Genomic DNA, 12,347 nt, shown 5'->3' on the forward strand with positions numbered 1-12,347 from the left:
CGCCGTGCCTGGCAGCCCATGAAGGGGGGCCGAGTCTGCCTGGGACACGTCCTCCGCGTGTGTCATGCTTTGGCCATGGCGGATGCGCTCGAAGCAGACACGGCGGCTCCTGGCGGGTTGGACCGGCGCGGGTTCCTGACCTGGGTGGTGGCCTCTCCCACGTTGATGATCGCCGCGAGGATGGGGCTCGACGTGCCGGCGGCGGACGCGACGGAAGTGCCCGTGACGGCGACAGAGACTCCGCTCAGTCTCTACATCGCGCTCCAGCTCGACGGTCGGGTCGTCACCACGCTGCCGCGCACGGAGATGGGCCAGGGCATCACCACGGCCGTGGCCATGCTCGTCGCGGAGGAGCTGGACGTGGCGCTCGACGCGGTCGACGTGCGCAGCGCGGATGCGGACCCGCGCTGGCTCATCCAGCTCACCGGGCTGTCCTCGACGATGCGCTACCTGACGGGCCCGCTTCGCGCCGCGGCGGCGGAGGCCCGCGCGCGGCTCGTCACCGCGGCGGCGCTCCGCTGGCGGGTGCTCGCCCCCACCCTCACCACCTCCCAAGGCGAGGTGCGTGCTCCGGACGGCCGGCGGCTCGGCTACGGCGAGCTGGCGGAGGAAGCCGCGCGCGTGCTGCTGCCCCTGGTCTCCACGCGGCCCAAGCCGGAGAGCCAGTACACCGTCGTGGGTCGGCCCACGGGACGCATCGACGCGCTGGACATCGTCACCGGCGCGGCGCGCTACGCCCTGGACCTGGACCTCCCCGGGGCGCTGCCCACGGTGGTGGCAAGGCCTCCCACGCTGCGTGGCGCGGTCCAGTCCTTCAACGACGGCGTGGCCCGGACGATGCCGGGAGTGGTGGGCGTGGTATGGCTGCCCTCGGGTGTGGCGGTGGCGGCGCGGACCTTCGCGCAGGCCTTCGCCGCGCGTGACGCCCTCCAGGTCTCCTGGACGCCGGGACCGGCCAGCACGCTGTCCGACGTCGACATCCGCTCCCGCCTTCGGGATGCGATAGGCCCTCGTCCCCTGCCACCACTGCTGACGACGCGGACGGTGGAGGGCCGCTTCGACTTCCCCTACCTCGCGCACGCACCCATGGAGACGCAGAGCTGTCTGGCCCACGTGCGGGGCACGAGCGCCGAGGTCTGGCTGGGGGCCCAGGACCCCAAGTACGCGCAGCGCGAGGTCGCCCGGGCGCTCGGCTGGGACCTCACGCCCCAGCGAGTCACCGTGCACGTGACCCGGGCCGGTGGCGGCTTCGGTCGCAGGTTCTTCAATCAAGCCGCCGTGGAAGCCGCGCTCGTCTCACGCGCCATCGGCCAGCCGGTGAAGTTGATGTGGAGCCGCAACGACGACATGCGCCACGGCCACTTCCGGCCCGCCAGCCATCACCGCATCCTCGCCCACCTGGGGTTGGGCGGAAGCATCCTTGGCTGGCACCACCGCGCCGCCATTCCCACCGTGGAGCTTCCTCACGGCTTCGGCGATGTACTCACCGCGCTGCTCGGAGAGGCCCTGCCCGATGCGACGAGCGCCGTGTTCTTCGCCATCTCCCAGCGCATCCCCTACCGCTTCGGCTTCGCGAGCCATGAGCTGCGCGAGGTCCCCATCCCCATTCCCACCGCCTCCTTCCGCTCGGTGTTCACCAGCCAGGTGGGCGTGGCCAACGAGGTGTTCGTCGACCAGCTCGCCCGTGAGCTCCAGGTGGACCCCGTGGCCCTGCGGCGCTCCCGGCTCCCCTCCAACAGCCGGCTCAAGGCCGTCCTCGACAAGGTCGTGTCGGTGGGCCAGTGGGGCCGGGCCCTTCCGCCCGGAGTCGCCCAGGGCGTCGCCGTGCTCGAGGAGTGGGAGAGCGCCATCGCGCACCTCATCGAGGTGGACGTCAGCAGCGGGACACCTCGGGTGCTGCGCGTGGTCATCGCCGCGGACGTCGGCCTTCCCATCAATCCCAAGGGAATCGAAGCCCAGCTCCAGGGCGCCGCGGTGGACGCCATGTCCACGACGTTGAGCGCGGGGCTCCACATCGACTCGGGCGCGGTGCGCGAGGGCAGCTTCGCGGACTACCGCTGGCTGCGGATGAAGCACGTCCCCTCCGACATCCAGGTGCACCTGGTCCGCTCGGACGACCGCGTGGGTGGCGTGGGAGAGCTGGGCTATCCCAGCGCCGCGGCGGCCCTGACCAACGCCATTGCCCGAGCCACCGGCACCATGCCCACCCGCTTCCCCATCCTCGACGAGGGAGTCTGACCATGCTGGCCCATCAATTCATCCTCAATGGTCAGACGGTGACGGTGGAGACGCCCTCGGACCTGCCCCTGCTGTGGGTGCTCCGCGACGTGCTGGGAGTCAGGGGGCCCAAGTACGGCTGCGGCGTGGGCGTGTGTGGCGCGTGCACCAGCCACCTGGACGGCGAGGCCTTCCGCCCCTGCATCCACCCCGTGGGCAGCCTCTCCGGCCACGAGGTGATGACCATTGAAGGACTGGGCGCCCAGGGACTGCACCCCGTGCAGCAAGCCTGGATTGACGAGGACGTGGCCCAGTGTGGCTTCTGCCAGCCGGGGCAGATCATGGCCGCGGTGGCGCTGCTGCGGAAGAACGCCCACCCGACCGACGCGGACATCGACGCCGCCATGAGCGAGAACGTCTGCCGCTGCGGCACCTATGTCCGCATCCGCGCCGCCATCAAACGCGCGGCCCTGCTGCTGAGAAGCGGAGCGGGCGTAACAGGCGGGTGAGGCCACGAAAAGCCCGCTGACTCGCGCGCCTCACGGCGTGAACTCCCCGTCAACAGGGAGTCCACCCGGGCACACGAGGCGACGAGCTACTCGGTGGCGCGGACCCAGTGCTGGGTGCGGCCGAGCAGCGACATGCCGATGTAGCCGCGAACCTTCAGCTTCTTGCCGCCGTCCTCGACGGCGATCTTGCACTTGTAGGTCTTGCCGTTCGCCGGGTCGAGGATGGTGCCACCGTTCCACTCGTCGTCGTCCTTCTTCAGGTCGCGCAGGATGGTCATCCCGATGATGGGCTGGTCCTTCAGCGAGCCCTGGCACTTGTCACAGACCGGGTTCTGCTCTTCCTTCGGGTCGCGGAAGAGCTTCTCGATTTTGCCAACGAGCTTGCCGTCCTCCTCGGAGATGACGATGACCGACTTGGGCTTCTTGGTCTCGTCATCGATGGTCGTCCAGCGACCGACGGCGGCATTCGCCTCCGCGGCGGCGGGGGCCTTGTCCTCGGCCAGGGCGCTCGAGGCAATCATCAGGGTCAGAGAAGCGAGTCCGAACCACCGGGTTGCGTTCATGTCTTGAGGTCCTTCTGCGCGGGGCTCACATCAGAGGGGGCTTGCGCTCCAGCGTCCCATCACACCGTTTGTACTCCACCGCTGTGCCGTCAGGCAGCCCCTCGTGGAATTCTGTGAGGTGCTCGAACGTGCCGCTCCGCGGCATGCACGGCCCACCCGCACTCCCAGGGCAGGCCGTGCAGCCCCCGACTCGCAGGCTCCCCATTCCCGGCCCCCCCAGCCTGCACCGCCTGGGAGAGAACCTCGGCGCGGCCGAGCGGGTGCTGACGACGGAGGACCTGCGCGAGCTCACCGACGCGGCCTCGAAAATCACCGTGCAGGGCGCCCGCTACCCGGACACGCTGGAGAAGACGACGGGACGCTGAGCCGCCAGCCGCCAGCCTCGCGGAAACGCGCTACCCTGCCGACCGCCCCCTCATGAGGAGCCGTCAATGAGTGAAGCGAAACGCCCGTACGTGATTTGCCACATGGTGCCATCGCTCGACGGGCGCATCGTCACCAGGCACTGGAAGCTCTCCTCCCGCATGCTGGGCGAGTACGAGCGCACGGCCGAGACGTTCGACGCGGAGGCGTGGATGATTGGCCGGATTTCAATGGAGCCCTACGCCGGGAAGGCGCGGGTTCCCGCACGCAAGCGAGCGCAGCCGATTCCCAGGAAGGACTTCATCGCGCGACGCGATGCCGAGTCCTACGCCATCGCGTTGGACCCTTCGGGCAAGCTCACCTGGAAGTCGGCCTCCATCGATGAGGAGCACGTGATTTCGGTCCTCACCGAGCAGGTCTCCGACGACTACCTGGCCTTCCTCCAGGCGAAGGGCATCTCCTACCTGTTTGGCGGCAAGGCGAAGCTGAACCTCCGACGGGTGCTGGAGAAGCTGCGCGCGCGGTTCGGCATCAAGAAGCTGCTCCTGGAGGGGGGCGGCAGAATCAACGGCTCCTTCCTGGCCGCGGACCTCATCGATGAGCTGAGCGTGCTCGTCGCGCCCATCGCGGATGGCTCCATCGGCACCCCTTCACTCTTCGATGCGAGCGAGAAGAAGGGGCCCATCCGCCACCTCGAGCTGGTCTCCCTCGAGAAGCGCGCGGGTGACCTGGTCTGGCTGCGCTACAAGCCGAAGCGCTGAGCCGCTCACTCCTGGGAGAACGCGAGCCGCAGCTCCCCTTCCGCGTCGCGGTCTCCCTTCACGTCCACCACGACCTTCTCCAGTCGCCCCGTGAAGGAGAACGGCACCTCGTAGCGAGGACTCACGGCCGTGCCCGTGTTGCGCCCGACGAGCAACCCGTAGCCCGTCATGGCGCTGTACATCGCGCCGGTCTTGATGCCCTTCAGCGTCCCCACCGTCTCGTCGTCCACCATCAGCAGCACATCGCCGGTGAAGAAGTCCGGCTTGAGGCTCTTGGCCGTCGGAGTGAACCGCGCGCTCAGCCGGTGCATGCCGGGAGCCACCACCCGGGCCGACGACACGAGGTACTCCTCCATCTTGAGGTAGTTGTGGACGTAGTGGAGCCGGCCGTCCTGGAGGAACAGGCTCCACCCACCGAACTCCCCGCCCGAACACACCAGCACGCCCTCGGCGCCGGTGTCCGGGATGAAGGCGTGGGCGGTGATGGTGTGAGGCCGTCCCAGCATCGCGGGCCCCGCCAGCGGGTGCAGGTTCGAAGTGCCCGAGTAGAACGTGTAGCGCTCCCTGGGCAGGGCCGCGACAGGGCGCCCCGGGTCCGCCGCGCGCTCATAGCGCCGGTCGTCGAGCGGCCTGACGTGGTACTTGCTGGCTTCGACCTCCCACATGGCAATCAGTTGCCGGAGCTTCTCGGGGTGCTTCGCGGCGAGGTCCTCGTACTCAGTCGTGTCGACGTCGGTGTGATACAGCTCCCAGCGGTCCTCCGCCCAGGAGGAGCCCTTCTTGTGCCAGGCCACGGCCGTCCAGCCATCTGCCCAGAGGGCGCGACTGCCCAGCATCTCGTAGTACTGCACCTTCTTGCGAGTCTTCGCCGCGGCGTCCTCGAACGTATAGGCGAAGCTCACCCCCTGCACGGGCATCTGCTTGACGCCATTGACAGACATGGGCTCCGGCAGGCCGCTCACCTCGAGCAGCGTCGGGACGATGTCGATGATGTGGTGATACTGATTGCGAATCGCGCCCCCCTCCCGAATCCTCGCGGGCCAGGAGACGATGAGGGCATCCGTGTTGCCCCCCATGTGCGTGTCCTGCTTCCACTTCTTGAAGGGCGTGTTTCCGGCCAGGGACCAGCCCATGGGATACAGCGGGTCCGTCCGAGGCCCGCCAATCTCCTCCAGGCGCAGCGACATCTCCTCGACGCTCTCCGGCGTGAAGTTCCGGAAGCGGTCGGTGTTGGTGACGCCGTCCTGCAGCCCCTCTTGTGACGCTCCGTTGTCGGAGGCGACGAGGATGAGCGTGTTGTCACGCAGCGACAGCTCGTCGAGCGCCGCGAGCAGCCGACCGATGTGGTGGTCGGCATGGTCGAGCATCCCGGCGAAGGCCTCCTGCAGCCGGCAGTACACCGTCCGCTGCGCCTCGTTCAATGACGTCCACGCGGGGACGGAGGGGTCTCTCGGGGTCAGCTTCGCGCTCGCGGGGAGGATGCCCAGCGCCTTCTGTCGCGCGAGCACCTCTTCGCGGACCTTGTCCCAGCCCTGCGAGAACCGGCCCCGGTACTTGTCGATGAACTCCTTGGGGGCATGGAGCGGAGCGTGGCAGGCCCCGAGCGCGAGGTAGGCGAAGAAGGGACGGCCCGTGTTCGCCTGCTGCTGGTCCCGGAGGTAGGTGATGGTCCGGTCCACCAGGTCCTCGGTCAGGTGATATCCGGGGCGCGTGGGCGCATCGATGAACTGGTTGTCCTGCACCAGCAAGGGCGCCCACTGGTCCGTCTCTCCTCCGAGGTAGCCGTAGAACTTCTCGAAGCCCATGGCCACCGGCCAGCGGTCGAACGGCCCGGCGGCGGTGTACGCGGTGTACGGGGTGAGGTGCCACTTCCCCACGGCCATCGTGTTGTAGCCATTCTGCTTCAGCACCTCCGCCACCGTGGCGGCGCTCTTCGGAATCGAGCCATAGCTGCCAGGAAACCCCGTGGCCGCCTCGGTGATGGCGGCGAGCCCCACGGAGTGGTGGTTGCGTCCGGTGAGCAACGCCGCGCGCGACGGAGAGCAGAGCGCCGTCGTGTGGAAGTTGTTGTACCGAAGCCCGGTGCTGGCGAGCTTGTCGAGGTTCGGCGTTTCGATGGGGCCGCCATAGCAACCGAGCTGACCGAAGCCCACGTCATCCAGGAGGATGATGAGCACGTTCGGCGCGCCCTCCGGCGCGGCCAGGGGCAGCACGGGCGACCAGTCAGGCACGGAGTCCCGGTAGGTCTCCCCCACCTTCCCACCGAAGGCGGTCTGCGTCGGCGGAGGCAGGAGCGTCCGGTCGGGATTGCGCGGCTTGTGTTTCTTGGAAGTCATGAGAGGGCCCTCGCGAGGCGTCGAAGCCGCGGCCATGGACATCAATCCACGCAGAAGAGGCTGTGACCTGGGTGCAGGAGCGGCAACAAGCGTGCGCCGTCGAGAGCCCGCTCGCCCCGGCCACCCTCACGGGCGACGCGATGTGCCCTTCGCGACGAAGCGCCGGCCATTCTTTCTCTTCGTCGCGCCCGGGCCCGGTGTCCCTGCTCCATGGTACGCATGGCGTGTATGTGGATGAGCCCGCCTGTCCCGTGTGGAAGCGCAGCCCGTCGGCCTCCTGGAGTGCTGGTCATCCTCCTCGGCCTCGGCTTGACGGTGGCCGCCTGCAAGACGTCGGAGCCCTCTCCCTCCCCATCCCTGGCCTGGGTGAGTGTTCCGGCCGCGGACACGCGGGTGCGCTACACCGGACGGACCTACCGCTCCGCCACCGGCGTCGTCTTCTCCCATCCCGGCGTGACGATTCGCGCGAGCTTCTGGGGTGACGCCCTGCGGATGAAGCTCCACGACGCGGGCCTGGGCGGTGAGGTGGGGACCAACTACTTCGATGTCTCGATTGACGGCGCGACACCCCGGCCGCTCGCGGTGCACCGCCACCAACCGACGTACGTCCTCGCCACGGGCCTGGCCGTGGGGCCGCACACGGTGGAGCTCGTCAAGCGCACCGAGTCCTCGGTGGGCTCCAGTGAGCTGGTGGCGCTGGAGGTCCATGGCGAGCTCCAGGAACCACCCGCGCACGCGAAGCCGCTGATGGAGTTCATCGGCGACTCCATCACCTGTGGCTACGGCAGCGAGGTCTCCGTCATCCCCCAGACGCCGCCCTGGAGCGCGCCGACCTTCACCTCGGCGCACCAGAATCCCAGGCGCGGCTACGCCTGGCTCACGGCCCTGGCGCTGGGCGCGGAGCCCGTCCTCGTCTGCTATTCGGGCCGAGGGGTCTATCGCAACCTGGATGCATCGACAGCCGGATTGATTCCCGCGCTCTACGAGCTGGCCGTCCCGGACCATGCCGTTCCCTGGGACTTCTCCCATGCGTCGCCCGACGTGATTGTCGTCAACGCCGGCACCAACGACACCTTCGCCGGCCACGGCACCGCCCAATACCTTCCAGACGAAGCCGCGTTCAAGTCGGCCTACCGCGCGTTCCTCCAGCGGCTCCGGACGCTGCACCCTCGGGCCCACATCATCTGCACGCTGGGCAGCATGACGGACGGCCACAAGGAGACCGAAGGGACGGACACGCCGTCGTCGGTCCACGTCGGGCACTGGCTCACCGACCTCGTCACGGAGCGACAGCAGCAAGGCGATGCGCGGGTGTACCGCCATGAGATGGCCGAGCAGGCGCCCGAGCTCGACGGAGTCGCCGAGGACTGGCACCCGTCCGCCGCCACGCACCTCAAGATGGCGGAGGCGCTGCGCCGGTTCATCGAGACCGTCGTCCGCCCCTGAGCACCGGGCCTCGGCTTGACACCTCCCGAGACCCGGGAGTATTTGAGTACCAACTCGATAACACCATGGCCCGCCCCGTCTCCATTCGCGATGAAGACATCCTCGACGCCGCGCGAGAGGTGTTCCGGGCGCATGGCGTGCGAGCGACCTCCGCGATGGTGGCCGAGCGAGCGCGCGTGTCGGAAGGCATCATCTTCCGCCGCTTCAAGACGAAGGAAGGGCTGTTCCGCGCGGCGCTCAACCTGGACCTCATCGAGCCTCCCGAGGTGGCGGAGCTGGAGCAGCGAGTGGGTATGGGGACCGTCGTGGAGAACCTCCATGATGCGGGAGTCGCCCTCGTCGGCATCATCAAGGTGCAAATCCCCCTGAAGCTGCTCGCCATGACCAACCCGGGGACGAACGACAGCCCCGTCAGCGCGTCGTCCTCCGGGACCCCTCGCGAGCTCTACTTCACGCGCATCGTGAACTACGTCCAGGGCGAGGTCTCCCTGGGCCGCCTCCGCGCGGTGTCCCCCGAGGTGTTCACCTATGCCTTCCTCGGTGGCATCAAGGACAACGTCGTCGCGCAGATCTTCCACCGCCCCGACACGCCCTCCGGCTATCCCTCCGCGCCCGTCTTCGTCCGCTCGCTCCTGGATCTGCTCCTGCACGGAGCCCACCGCCCGCCGGCCGGCCCCGTCTCCCGCGGTTGACGCCCCCGCCTGACCCGCCCAGCACCTGCTCCCCGCCCGCGCGCCGAATTAGTGAGTATGAAATCAATAACTGACGAATTCAGCCGGAGGCCTCGTCACCCCATGAGCGCCAAGCACTCCACCCTCCCCCGCGGCCGAGCCACACGTCTCCAGGCTCCGCCGTTCCTCCTCACCCTCGCGCTGCTGTCGTCGGGCGTCGCGAGCGCGCAGACGTCACAGGACCGGGCCTACGTGGGCTTCTCCTGGACGAAGGGCACGGAGATCGGCTCGCGGGGCGGCAAGCTGAAGGAGCACCTCAAGCTCGAGGTGCGCCCCATGATGCCCATCCTGGAGCTGGGCACGTTGAAGCTGATTCCCACCCTGGGGTTCGAGACCCGGTGGATGGGAATGGAGCGCCGGACCGCGCCGCTCCATGAACAGGAGGGGGAGAAGAGCGGGAACCTCCACCGCTTCCAGCTCGGGCTCTCGCTGCTCGTCCCCGTTTCTCCCCGAGGACTGCTGCTGGTGGGCGCCTCCGGCAACATCCGCCCCGACTTCTCCAAGGGCTTCAAGGAGTTCGACGCCAGCCGGGACACGTCCTGGACGGGCTTCGCCCTGGGCAGCTACTTCCTCGGAGGAGACCCGAGGAAGACGCTGACGCTGGGAGTGGCCACGCAGTATCCGTTCGAGAAGGTGCCCGTCATTCCCGTCGTGGGCTTCACCTACCGCATGGACCCATACATCCTGGAGCTGGGCTTCCCTCGCGCCACCCTGCTCATGAAGGTGGGCAGCGGCCTGGAGCTGGGCTTCACGGGTGGGTTCGAGCGACAGGTGTTCCGCGTCGACCTGCCGGCCAGCAGCTCCGCGCCCGGCGTCCGGTACCTGAGCCAGACGGAGCTGCGGCTCGGCCCCACGGTGAATCTGCGCATGGGCAGCAGCGACCTGTGGCTGAGCACTTCGGCCGGCCTGGACTTCCTGGATGACTACGCACTGCTCGACGAGAACCGGGAGCGCATCTTCTCTGACCTTCCCGGCTCGACGAAGCCCGCTCCCTACCTGCGAATCTTGATGAGCTGGCGACCGCCGCATCGCTCGGCCTCGTCGAACGCGCGCCCCACGGGGCCCTCCACGTCGCAGCCGAGCAGCTCGGGCAGGAGCACTTCGCCCCTCCCATCTTCGCTCATCGGTCAGTGAGCCGTGACGCGGCCCGGAGGACGTCCAGCGACCGCGACTCTCCGGAGGGACTGGAGCGCCTCACTGCGCCCCAGCCCTTCCTTCCTGGAGCGGGCTACGGCGCGCAGTCAGTCCACGCGGCGTCGAAGAGGCCACCGCGGTCGCCGACCGCGCAGTAGTCACTGGCACGCTGGGTACAATTCGAGACGACGCCCTCGACCAGGTGATAGCGGTCACGATTCCAGCACCACGCGCAGCAGCCATACGCCGCCGCCCTGACAGTCCCCGGGGCCTCCTCCACGGAGACGTTGGTGTCGTCCTGTCCAGGCTGAGCCGCTACGACTTCTTGCGCGCCCTCATCCATCGCGCCGCCACAGGCAACCAGGGAAGCGGCCAGGCTCAACATGACCACGAACGGCAATCGCTTCATCATGACGGAGTGCCCCTATTGAAGAAGGAACGCCAGACATTGGGTTCCTCCCTCAACCAATCCCAGACAGACCGCCGCTGAAATCGTGGCTTCCCACATCCAGACTCAAGCGTGGCGCGGCGGACACTCCGACGAGGCGCTGAACCGAGGACGAAAGCCAACGCCGCACGCGCTCACGCGCCGGCGAGCGTCTTTCGCAGCCAGGCAACCACCGGGAAGCACCCGGGCCCGACAATCAGGAGCAGCACCGAGATGACGAGGCACCGCAAAAGGGCGACCTCGTAGCCGCCAGCGTGTCCGACGAACGGGGCTCCGCTCACCACCGCATGGAAGGACTCGGCCACGGCCCTCGAGAAGAAGAGGCCCACCGACGCCAGCGTGGACGAGCGGAGGAGGAACAGGATGGCGAGCGCCTCCTGACAGCCCCTTCCGAGGCGCAAGGCGCGGGCCGGAGCGCGGCGGGCTTCATCCACCCCGCTGTTTCGCGGAGGACCTTGGCCGGCCTGGTGCTCCTCGGGGAACCCCTGCCGACGGAGTGGACACCCTCTACGGGGCAGGTCCCGAAAATACAGAAGGCCCGACCCTTTGATGGACCGGACCTTCTGGGTGAATCACGAAGTCGTCAGGATGACGAGGGGCTTAGATCGGGCGAACGTTCTGAGCCTGCAGGCCCTTGGGGCCCCGGGCGACATCGAACTCCACCTTCTGGCCTTCGGCCAGGGAGCGGAAGCCGTCCGCCTGGATGGACGTGTGGTGGCAGAACAGGTCCTCGCCCCCGCCGTCCTGGGTGATGAAGCCGAAGCCCTTCGCATCGTTGAACCACTTCACGGTACCGGTTGCCATTGCCTTGTTCTTCTTTCATCGCGGACAGGGAGAGTCGCCGTCCGGCCCCACAGAGTATCAACCCTACAAGACGACACAGCCTAAGCATTCGGCTTGGACGATGTCCACCCCCACGCACGTCATCCTTCGCACTTCTTGCCCTGACCCACCCCAGCCCATGTAGCGACATGTGCCAGATATTCCAGTATCAGCGCGACTTTCCTCTTCTCGCGGCCTGTCATCGCCGCCAATCGGGGATTACTCGGACGAAAGGCAGGTTTCGCCCCCAAGGTCGTTCACCCCGGAACCAACCAAGGGGGCGAGCGCACCTGGGCCCGCAGCGCGCGCCGCCGCGAGTGACCCCCGCGAAGCGGGCGTCCTTCCGTTCACGGGTGCACATTCGCGGCACCCAGGGAGGACGCGCAGTAGCTTCCGCGCGAATGAAACAGGTCACCGCGATTCTCGAAGCGTTGCGCCAGGCGAAGTCCCTGAAGGTGAAGGCGGGGACCCCGATTGCACCGGAGGCCCTGGTGGAAGCCATCACTCCGCCCTTCGGCGTCATCGAATGGACCCCGCCTCCCACCTACCGCGAAGCCCTGGGCACGGGCTTGAGGTCCGCCACGCGGCACGTTCCGGCGGTGGGACGGGAGCGGGGGTTCAAGCTCTACGACGCGGACGCGCTCGGCAAGGCGAACGAGGACTGGGTCCACCTGCCAGAGGGGGTCACCATCGACGAGGGCGTCGACCTCTCCACCAACCACCTGGTCGGCTTCGCGGAGGCGGAGGGCGAGGCCGTGTGGTGCTTCGACGTGAGCGCGCCCCGCGCGGACGGGGAGTACCCGGTCTACTACCACCACGCGGAGATGCCTCGCACCAGGGTGCTGGCGACGGGGGCCTGGCTGAAGCCCGAGGATGCGACGCCGGACTTCGAGTCCTTCGCGCAGTGGCTCGAGACGATGACCGCCGCGCTCATCTCAGAGCCTCCAGCTCCGTGGCTCCAGGACCTGGGCACCCCGGGGCTCACCTTCACCAAGAAGCGCCTCTCCCTGTAGCGCC

General features: G+C 68.2%; 13 protein-coding genes. 8 read left to right on the top strand and 5 right to left on the bottom strand.

Annotated features, from left to right (window positions below):
- The first annotated feature begins 75 nt into the window (after window positions 1-75).
- Window positions 76-2,238: a xanthine dehydrogenase family protein molybdopterin-binding subunit gene (locus G4D83_RS32645; protein WP_163868786.1), complete on the top strand. Its 2,163-nt coding sequence runs from the start codon at window positions 76-78 to the stop codon at window positions 2,236-2,238.
- Between the two features lie 2 nt (window positions 2,239-2,240).
- Window positions 2,241-2,726 (top strand): (2Fe-2S)-binding protein, encoded by a 486-nt coding sequence (locus G4D83_RS32650; RefSeq protein ID WP_163868787.1) that lies wholly within the window; start codon window positions 2,241-2,243, stop codon window positions 2,724-2,726.
- 86 nt (window positions 2,727-2,812) lie between these two features.
- Here the strand turns inward: G4D83_RS32650 and G4D83_RS32655 are convergent, their stop codons facing one another.
- Window positions 2,813-3,289, bottom strand: coding sequence for a DUF2147 domain-containing protein (locus G4D83_RS32655; protein WP_163868788.1), 477 nt, complete (start codon window positions 3,287-3,289; stop codon window positions 2,813-2,815).
- 176 nt (window positions 3,290-3,465) lie between these two features.
- Here G4D83_RS32655 and G4D83_RS32660 point away from each other — a divergent pair, with 176 nt between their 5' ends.
- A complete protein-coding gene (locus G4D83_RS32660; protein ID WP_163868789.1) occupies window positions 3,466-3,654 on the top strand; it encodes a hypothetical protein in 189 nt (62 codons plus the stop codon).
- Window positions 3,655-3,720: 66 nt separating this feature from the next.
- Window positions 3,721-4,413, top strand: coding sequence for a RibD family protein (locus G4D83_RS32665; protein ID WP_163868790.1), 693 nt, complete (start codon window positions 3,721-3,723; stop codon window positions 4,411-4,413).
- Window positions 4,414-4,418: 5 nt separating this feature from the next.
- Here the strand turns inward: G4D83_RS32665 and G4D83_RS32670 are convergent, their stop codons facing one another.
- Window positions 4,419-6,749, bottom strand: a complete 2,331-nt coding sequence (locus tag G4D83_RS32670; protein WP_163868791.1) for an arylsulfatase — start codon at window positions 6,747-6,749, stop codon at window positions 4,419-4,421.
- Between the two features lie 234 nt (window positions 6,750-6,983).
- Here G4D83_RS32670 and G4D83_RS32675 point away from each other — a divergent pair, with 234 nt between their 5' ends.
- The 3 genes from G4D83_RS32675 (at window position 6,984) to G4D83_RS32685 (ending at window position 10,060) form a co-directional block, all read left to right on the top strand.
- Entirely contained in the window at window positions 6,984-8,195 is a 1,212-nt protein-coding gene (locus G4D83_RS32675; RefSeq protein ID WP_205522769.1) for an SGNH/GDSL hydrolase family protein, read from the top strand.
- Between the two features lie 65 nt (window positions 8,196-8,260).
- Window positions 8,261-8,887 (top strand): TetR/AcrR family transcriptional regulator, encoded by a 627-nt coding sequence (locus tag G4D83_RS32680; protein ID WP_163868793.1) that lies wholly within the window; start codon window positions 8,261-8,263, stop codon window positions 8,885-8,887.
- A 102-nt stretch (window positions 8,888-8,989) separates the two neighbouring features.
- On the top strand, window positions 8,990-10,060 hold the full coding sequence (locus tag G4D83_RS32685; RefSeq protein WP_163868794.1) for a hypothetical protein: 1,071 nt from the start codon (window positions 8,990-8,992) through the stop codon (window positions 10,058-10,060).
- Between the two features lie 94 nt (window positions 10,061-10,154).
- On the opposite strand, the gene G4D83_RS32690 is transcribed toward G4D83_RS32685, so the two are convergent.
- The 3 genes from G4D83_RS32690 to G4D83_RS32700 form a co-directional block, all read right to left on the bottom strand.
- On the bottom strand, window positions 10,155-10,472 hold the full coding sequence (locus G4D83_RS32690; RefSeq protein WP_163868795.1) for a hypothetical protein: 318 nt from the start codon (window positions 10,470-10,472) through the stop codon (window positions 10,155-10,157).
- Window positions 10,473-10,642: 170 nt separating this feature from the next.
- Window positions 10,643-10,942 (bottom strand): hypothetical protein, encoded by a 300-nt coding sequence (locus G4D83_RS32695; protein WP_163868796.1) that lies wholly within the window; start codon window positions 10,940-10,942, stop codon window positions 10,643-10,645.
- Between the two features lie 166 nt (window positions 10,943-11,108).
- Window positions 11,109-11,312 (bottom strand): cold-shock protein, encoded by a 204-nt coding sequence (locus G4D83_RS32700; protein ID WP_141640366.1) that lies wholly within the window; start codon window positions 11,310-11,312, stop codon window positions 11,109-11,111.
- 419 nt (window positions 11,313-11,731) lie between these two features.
- On the opposite strand from G4D83_RS32700, the gene G4D83_RS32705 reads away from it, so the two are divergent.
- Window positions 11,732-12,343, top strand: a complete 612-nt coding sequence (locus tag G4D83_RS32705; protein WP_163868797.1) for a hypothetical protein — start codon at window positions 11,732-11,734, stop codon at window positions 12,341-12,343.
- Window positions 12,344-12,347: the final 4 nt, after the last annotated feature.

The sequence above is a fragment of the Myxococcus eversor genome, assembly GCF_010894455.1.
GTDB lineage: Bacteria > Myxococcota > Myxococcia > Myxococcales > Myxococcaceae > Myxococcus > Myxococcus eversor.

What these genes read in the sequence shown, in the direction of transcription:
- G4D83_RS32645 (WP_163868786.1), top strand. Translation starts at nt 76, where the DNA reads ATGGCGGATGCGCTCGAAGCAGACACGGCGGCTCCTGGCGGGTTGGAC.
- G4D83_RS32650 (WP_163868787.1), top strand. Translation starts at nt 2,241, where the DNA reads ATGCTGGCCCATCAATTCATCCTCAATGGTCAGACGGTGACGGTGGAG.
- G4D83_RS32655 (WP_163868788.1), bottom strand. Translation starts at nt 3,289, where the DNA reads ATGAACGCAACCCGGTGGTTCGGACTCGCTTCTCTGACCCTGATGATT.
- G4D83_RS32665 (WP_163868790.1), top strand. Translation starts at nt 3,721, where the DNA reads ATGAGTGAAGCGAAACGCCCGTACGTGATTTGCCACATGGTGCCATCG.
- G4D83_RS32670 (WP_163868791.1), bottom strand. Translation starts at nt 6,749, where the DNA reads ATGACTTCCAAGAAACACAAGCCGCGCAATCCCGACCGGACGCTCCTG.
- G4D83_RS32675 (WP_205522769.1), top strand. Translation starts at nt 6,984, where the DNA reads ATGAGCCCGCCTGTCCCGTGTGGAAGCGCAGCCCGTCGGCCTCCTGGA.
- G4D83_RS32680 (WP_163868793.1), top strand. Translation starts at nt 8,261, where the DNA reads ATGGCCCGCCCCGTCTCCATTCGCGATGAAGACATCCTCGACGCCGCG.
- G4D83_RS32685 (WP_163868794.1), top strand. Translation starts at nt 8,990, where the DNA reads ATGAGCGCCAAGCACTCCACCCTCCCCCGCGGCCGAGCCACACGTCTC.
- G4D83_RS32690 (WP_163868795.1), bottom strand. Translation starts at nt 10,472, where the DNA reads ATGATGAAGCGATTGCCGTTCGTGGTCATGTTGAGCCTGGCCGCTTCC.
- G4D83_RS32700 (WP_141640366.1), bottom strand. Translation starts at nt 11,312, where the DNA reads ATGGCAACCGGTACCGTGAAGTGGTTCAACGATGCGAAGGGCTTCGGC.
- G4D83_RS32705 (WP_163868797.1), top strand. Translation starts at nt 11,732, where the DNA reads ATGAAACAGGTCACCGCGATTCTCGAAGCGTTGCGCCAGGCGAAGTCC.